Here is a 6,325-nt window from a genome sequence, read left to right on the forward strand (position 1 = left end):
AGGTTTTCTTTTTCTTTTTCTGTTTAACTTTTTGCTTCTGATAATGTTTCGTGAGTCGCTCACGCTTCTGCAGCTGACGATCTGTCAGTTTATTCTTGCGATCCTTAAACGGGTTTTCTGTGGTTTTAAACAGAATTCTGACCGGAGTACCGTGCAAGTCCAGGGCGCGACGGAAGGTTTTCTCCAGGTATTTTGTATAGTGCCCAGGAATTTTATCCGTCTGATTACCGTGCACCACGATGATCGGAGGATTGTGCCCCCCTGAGTGTGCATAACGCAATTTGATCCGACGACCATTCACCAAAGGCGGCTGATGCACAACCACGGCATCTTCCAGAATTTTTGTCAGGTGGTTGGTAGAAAGCTTATCCGTCGCAGAACTGAAGGCTTTTTCGATGGACTCGTACAAGTGGCCCACACCGGTACCATGAAGGGCTGAAATAAAGTGGATATCGGCAAAATCGACAAACCGAAGGCGTCTATCCAGCTCAGTCTTGATATGCTCCTTCTGTTCCGCTTCTAACCCATCCCACTTGTTCAGAGCCACAACCAAAGCGCGGCCGCTATCAATTACCTGCCCCATGAGGTGCAGATCCTGATCGACCACACCCTCTCGGGAATCCATCACAAGAACCACCACATTGGCATCTTCAATCGCCTTTAGGGTTTTTACAATGGAGAACTTCTCAACCGTCAGCCTGACGTTCTTACGACGACGAACACCTGCCGTATCGATGATGGTGTAGGGTTTTCCATCCCGTTCATAATCGATGTAGATACTGTCACGGGTGGTGCCGGGCATATCGTAAACAATCACACGATCTTCACCCAACAGTCGATTCACCAGCGTGGACTTGCCGACATTAGGGCGCCCCACGATAGCCATTTTAATCCCGCGGTCGTCCTCTTCTTCCTCTTCTTCCTGAGGTGGAAACTCTGCCAACACCGTTTCCATTAACGACTTCACCCCACGTCCGTGAGAAGCCGTAGTGGGATAGATCTCCCCCATGCCCATCTCGTAGAACGGTGAAATCGCCACATCAAAACTCAGACCATCCACTTTATTGGCAACGACGTAGGTCTTTTTGTTGTTAATGCGTAAATGTTTGGCGATCATTTCATCGGCAGGCGTCAGCCCGTCGCGGCAATCCACCAGGAACAACACAGCATCAGCTTCTGCAACCGCTTGCAATGACTGCTCAGCCATCACCTCATCGATGCCGTCTTCATCACCACTGATGCCACCGGTATCGATCAAGATAAACTTATGTTCCAGATAATTGGCCTCACCGTACTTGCGGTCGCGGGTCAGACCGGCATAGTCAGCCACAATCGCATCACGAGTGTTGGTCAGTCGATTGAAAAGCGTGGATTTACCCACATTTGGGCGGCCCACCAGGGCAATTACAGGAATCATCAGATCTCTCGTTAAAACGTCTTTGTAAAAACTGCCTTGCCATCTACCAGCCTTCTCAGACGGTCACGATGTAAAAACAGCAAAGGCCAGAGCAGCTGGGCTGCTCTGGCCTTTAGTATAACTCAGGTCACTCAACGACCCGAGCTTAATCATACCGCTAGAGGTGAAGAAGAGTCAGCTCAGAGCTCAATCTCTTCAACAGAAGGCATTATTCCTTCCGTTTATTCCTCTTCTTCTGTCAAGGCTTCCAGATCACCACTGTTGCCATAAACATAGAGGGTATCGCCAACACCAACCATTGGGGTACGCACACCGTCACCATCAACTTTGCGACGAGCCACAAACTGGCCATCGCTCTGGTTCATGATATGGACATAACCTTCGAAGTCTGCCACTGCGACAAAACGGCCAAATGCCTGTGGAGCACCAATCTGACGGCGACTCAGCTGGTCATTTTCCCAGATCAGAGCACCGCTTCGGGCATCGTAGGCTTTCACAGAATCATCCGCGTCGCTGATATAGACATAACCCATACCAGAACCCAGATTGTTGAAACTGGACGCCTTTTGAGCCCAGAGCCCCTGACCTGTACCCCGATTCAGAGCCACCAGGCGCCCCTGATAGCTGACGGCGTAAAGGATATCGCCAACGAGCATTGGAGCTGCGTTGATATCAACCACACGTTCAAGCTCAGAACGCCCTTGAGCAGCAGCTACACGCTGCTCCCACTGAGGGGTACCATCCTTCACATCCAAAGCCATCACTTTACCAGTGGCAAAGCCAGCGTAGACCGAAGTCGAGGTAATCAATGGGGTTGAAGTTCCCCGCAGCGTCAGTGCCGGAATGGAAGAGTCATTCATCCACAGCTGACTGCCGTCAGACACACTCAAGCCATAAAGCTTGCCATCCAGCGTCTGAACCGCCAACTCGGAGCCATTGCTTTGAGGTGGAGACAGAATCTCGCTGGACAGACGGGTGCGCCACTGCTCAGCACCTGTGGCTGCATCCAGTGCAATCACTTCGCCTTTTAATGTCCCCACAAATACGTGATTACTGGAAGCCCCGACACCACTGGATATCGAAGTCTCCAGCTCGACTTCCCAATTCTCATCGCCACTTGAACGGTTGATGGACTTTACAAGACCTTCAGCATCAACAGCAAAGACACGATCTCCGTCTACCGCAATCGGCAGCAGGGTGTAAGTTTTACCGGCACCCATGCCAACGCCTTCTGACCAAAGGCGATCAATTTCAACGGTTTCGTCAAAATCAACCAGATCTGCCGGCTCCAAATCCACTTCATCGTTAGAAGAACAGGCGGCCAAAACCGAGATTAAACCAAGTAAGAGAACGCGTTTCATTAGCTGTCTCCTCCCTGATCTGTCGAGGCAACCGACGGTTGCAGATCTTCAAGTTTGATTTCCAACAAAGGACGACGTGTGGCCTGCTCGGGCAATAAATTGTCCAAAGCCAGCTGGTAAGCGGCCAAAGCTTTGGCGATCTCGTTTTGGCTGACAAACACATCGCCGCGGATTTCAGCAAATGTCGCTTTGAAGCTGCCACTGTTTTCATCCGCAACAGTCGCTAATGCCTGCTCATACAGCTTTTGATCCAGCTGAACCCGAGCCAAACGAGAGCGCACCAACAGCGTTAATGATTCGTCGACATTCTGATCGATCACCCACTGCAATTCTGCTGCTGCCGCATCCAGATCGCCGTTTTCGACATCCATCTTAGCTTTAAACAACGCAGCCTGACTGGCGTACAGACTGGAGGAATGCTTTTCTTTGAGCTCATCGGCCAAGTGATTTGCTGTAGTGGCTTTTTCTTCACTCAGAGGCTTACCCGGCTCCGTCACCATCGCTTCGCTCAGGTTCTGGTAGATTGCAGATGCCGCTTCAGCATTTTCCTGCTGAGTATCCTGCCAAAAGCCCCACCCAACATAGCCACCAATCGCCAGCGCGATACCGACAATGGTGGATTTACCATTGTCATCCCACCAGCGCTTCATCGATTCGAGCTGTTCTTCTTCCGTTAAATGTGCAGTCACAAAAACTCCTAAAGGTTATTCTTCAATGGATTCCTGCAGGAATCACTTATTCTGAGCATCGGCAACTGTTCTATTTTTGATCAGTCGCGGTCTGCACTAGCATCGCTGGGGGTTAATCTTGCAACGAGGACAAAAGTTCTTCAACTGCTAATGTCTGTTGAGGCTTATCATCCCGTAAATACTTAATAGTCGCCTGTCCATTAGCGGCCTCGTCTTCACCAATAATGATGGCGACATCCGCTCCGCTGGCATCAGCTTTCTTCATTTGCTTTTTGAAGTTGCCACCACCACAGTGATTCATCACCCTAAGATGAGGTAAACCACTTCGCACCAGCTCTGCCACAGCAAAAGCCTGTGCCTGAACATCCCCCATCGCCACGACATAAACATCGACGCTCTGGTTCAGACCCTCAGGAATGACGTTCAGTTCCTGCAACAACAGAATCAGGCGTTCGACACCCATGGCAAAGCCAACCGCCGGTGTGGGTTTACCGCCCATTTGTTCCACCAGGCCGTCGTAACGACCGCCGGCACAGACAGTGCCCTGAGCACCTAATCGGGTTGTCACCCATTCAAAAACAGTTTTGCCGTAATAATCGAGACCACGTACCAGACGCGGATTGATCTCGTAGGCAATTCCCGCCGCATCCAACAGCGCTTTTAACTGTTCAAAGTGCGTACGGGACTCTTCATCCAGGTGATCGTGAAGCGCCGGAGCGTCATTCAGCAAGGCCTGGGTTTCCGGGTTTTTACTGTCCAGAATTCGCAGAGGATTGCTGTCCAGGCGGCGCTGACTGTCCTCATCCAGTTGATCTTTACGAGCAGACAGGTAATCGACTAACGCGGCACGGTATTCCGCCCGGGATTCTGAAGAGCCCAGAGTATTCAACTGCAGAGTCACGGCATCTGAAATGCCCAGCTCTTTCCACAGTCGAGCTGTCATCAACAGCAATTCGGCGTCAATGTCCGGCCCATCCATGCCGAAGGTCTCAATACCAATCTGGTGAAACTGACGCAGACGCCCTTTTTGAGGACGCTCATAGCGAAACATTGGCCCGTGGTACCACAAACGCTGAGTCTGGTTATACAGCAAACCGTGCTGCTCGCAGGCGCGAACGCAACAGGCTGTGCCTTCCGGACGCATGGTGAGACTTTCATCATTGCGATCGCTGAAGGTGTACATCTCTTTTTCAACGATATCCGTGACTTCACCGATTGAACGCTTAAACAGCTCAGTTTGCTCTAAAATCGGGAAGCGAATTTCCTGATATCCATAGCCCTGAACCACATCCGCCACAGTGGATTCCAGGTATTGCCAGGCAGCTGAATCACCGGGAAGCAGGTCATTCATGCCACGAATGGCTTGCAGTTTCTTCAAAATCTGTTCCTTTTCTTGCTCTGTGCCGGTTTGTTTTGTACCGGCCCGTGTCTGTTTTTCAACAAGCCATCAGACTTTTACAATAAGATCTTTCTCGGCTTCTTCTTTATCCGACGCTTTTTTGCGAATCAAACGCTCAAGATCGTCGATCAGGCTGTCGCTGTTCTGTTTCAGCTTCTGGTTAGGTTCACCATCGACGTAAATCAGGTTGTTGGGAGTACCGCCAGCCAGACCAATATCCGCCTCTTTGGCTTCGCCCGGGCCATTGACCACACAGCCAATAACCGCCACGTCCATCGGTGTGGTGATATCTTCAAGACGAACTTCAAGCTCGTTCATGGTTTTAATCACATCAAAGTTCTGACGCGAACAACTTGGGCAGGCGATAAAGTTGATGCCTTTGCTGCGAAGCTTGAGACTTTTCAGCAAGTCCCACCCTACTTTCACTTCTTCGACCGGGTCAGCGGCCAGAGAGATACGCAAGGTGTCGCCGATACCATCCATGAGCAGTGCACCCAGCCCCACCGCAGACTTCACGGTGCCGGATCGCAGGCCACCCGCTTCGGTAATCCCCAAATGCAACGGCTGATCAATTTGCTGAGCCAGACCGCGGTAAGCCGCCACAGCCATGAAGACATCAGAGGCTTTCACACTGACTTTAAAATCCTGAAAATCCAGACTGTCGAGAATCTCTACGTGGCGCAGTGCAGATTCCACCAGCGCCTCAGGCGTAGGCTCGCCGTATTTTTTCTGAATATCCTTTTCCAGCGAACCGGCATTAACACCAATCCGGATGGGAATGTTCATATCACGGGCTTTATCCACCACGGCGCGAATACGTTTTTCACGGCCAATATTGCCCGGATTGATACGCAGGCAATCGACACCCAGATCCGCTACCCGCAATGCAATGCGGTAATCGAAATGAATATCGGCCACCAGTGGAATATCCACTTGCTTGCGGATTTCACCAAACGCTTCTGCCGCGTCCATGGACGGTACAGACACACGCACAATATCAGCACCAGCATTCTGAATCCGCTGGATCTGCCCAACCGTTGCCTCGACATCCGTGGTTTCTGTATTGGTCATACTCTGTACCGAGATGGGCGCATCGCCACCTACCGGTACATTACCCACCATAATCTGACGAGATTTCCGACGTTTTATCGGTGATTCAAAATGCATGAAACAGATCCTGCATAACGGTTAATCGTAAAGTACTCATTAATCGATCTCTGGCCCCTGACCACCCACTGTGGCCCGGAGTGTTTTGCGGTTGCCATTGGGCGTCAGAGTCACTGATTCACCATTCAACGTCAGCTGAACGGCTCTGACATTACCGAGCATAACTTCAAACGGTGCAACGCCTACCAGAGTTGCCGTGGCACCGGCTTGATACAGATTTGCCGCGACCACATCCCCGTGGGCATCAGTCACTTCCAGCCAGCACTCATCACTGAAGACAAGGGTTAATTCA

At 51.0% G+C, this 6,325-nt stretch carries 6 protein-coding genes; all 6 read right to left on the reverse strand.

Annotation, left to right across the window (positions count from 1 at the left end):
- A partial coding sequence (der, locus tag ACTG33_RS15505) for a ribosome biogenesis GTPase Der (RefSeq protein ID WP_439136128.1) occupies positions 1-1,417 on the reverse strand: 1,417 nt, incomplete at its 3' end.
- Positions 1,418-1,638: 221 nt separating this feature from the next.
- Positions 1,639-2,778, reverse strand: coding sequence for an outer membrane protein assembly factor BamB (gene bamB, locus ACTG33_RS15510; RefSeq protein ID WP_439136129.1), 1,140 nt, complete (start codon positions 2,776-2,778; stop codon positions 1,639-1,641).
- Positions 2,778-3,467: a YfgM family protein gene (locus tag ACTG33_RS15515; protein WP_439136130.1), complete on the reverse strand. Its 690-nt coding sequence runs from the start codon at positions 3,465-3,467 to the stop codon at positions 2,778-2,780. Before ACTG33_RS15515 ends, bamB begins: the two co-directional genes overlap by 1 nt.
- Positions 3,468-3,579: 112 nt before the next feature.
- Positions 3,580-4,845: a histidine--tRNA ligase gene (hisS, locus tag ACTG33_RS15520; RefSeq protein WP_439136131.1), complete on the reverse strand. Its 1,266-nt coding sequence runs from the start codon at positions 4,843-4,845 to the stop codon at positions 3,580-3,582.
- Positions 4,846-4,914: 69 nt separating this feature from the next.
- Positions 4,915-6,033: a flavodoxin-dependent (E)-4-hydroxy-3-methylbut-2-enyl-diphosphate synthase gene (ispG, locus tag ACTG33_RS15525; protein ID WP_439136132.1), complete on the reverse strand. Its 1,119-nt coding sequence runs from the start codon at positions 6,031-6,033 to the stop codon at positions 4,915-4,917.
- Positions 6,034-6,072: 39 nt separating this feature from the next.
- A partial coding sequence (locus ACTG33_RS15530) for a DUF4115 domain-containing protein (protein ID WP_439136133.1) occupies positions 6,073-6,325 on the reverse strand: 253 nt, incomplete at its 5' end.

The organism is Pseudomaricurvus sp., from assembly GCF_965662505.1.
GTDB lineage: Bacteria > Pseudomonadota > Gammaproteobacteria > Pseudomonadales > Cellvibrionaceae > Pseudomaricurvus.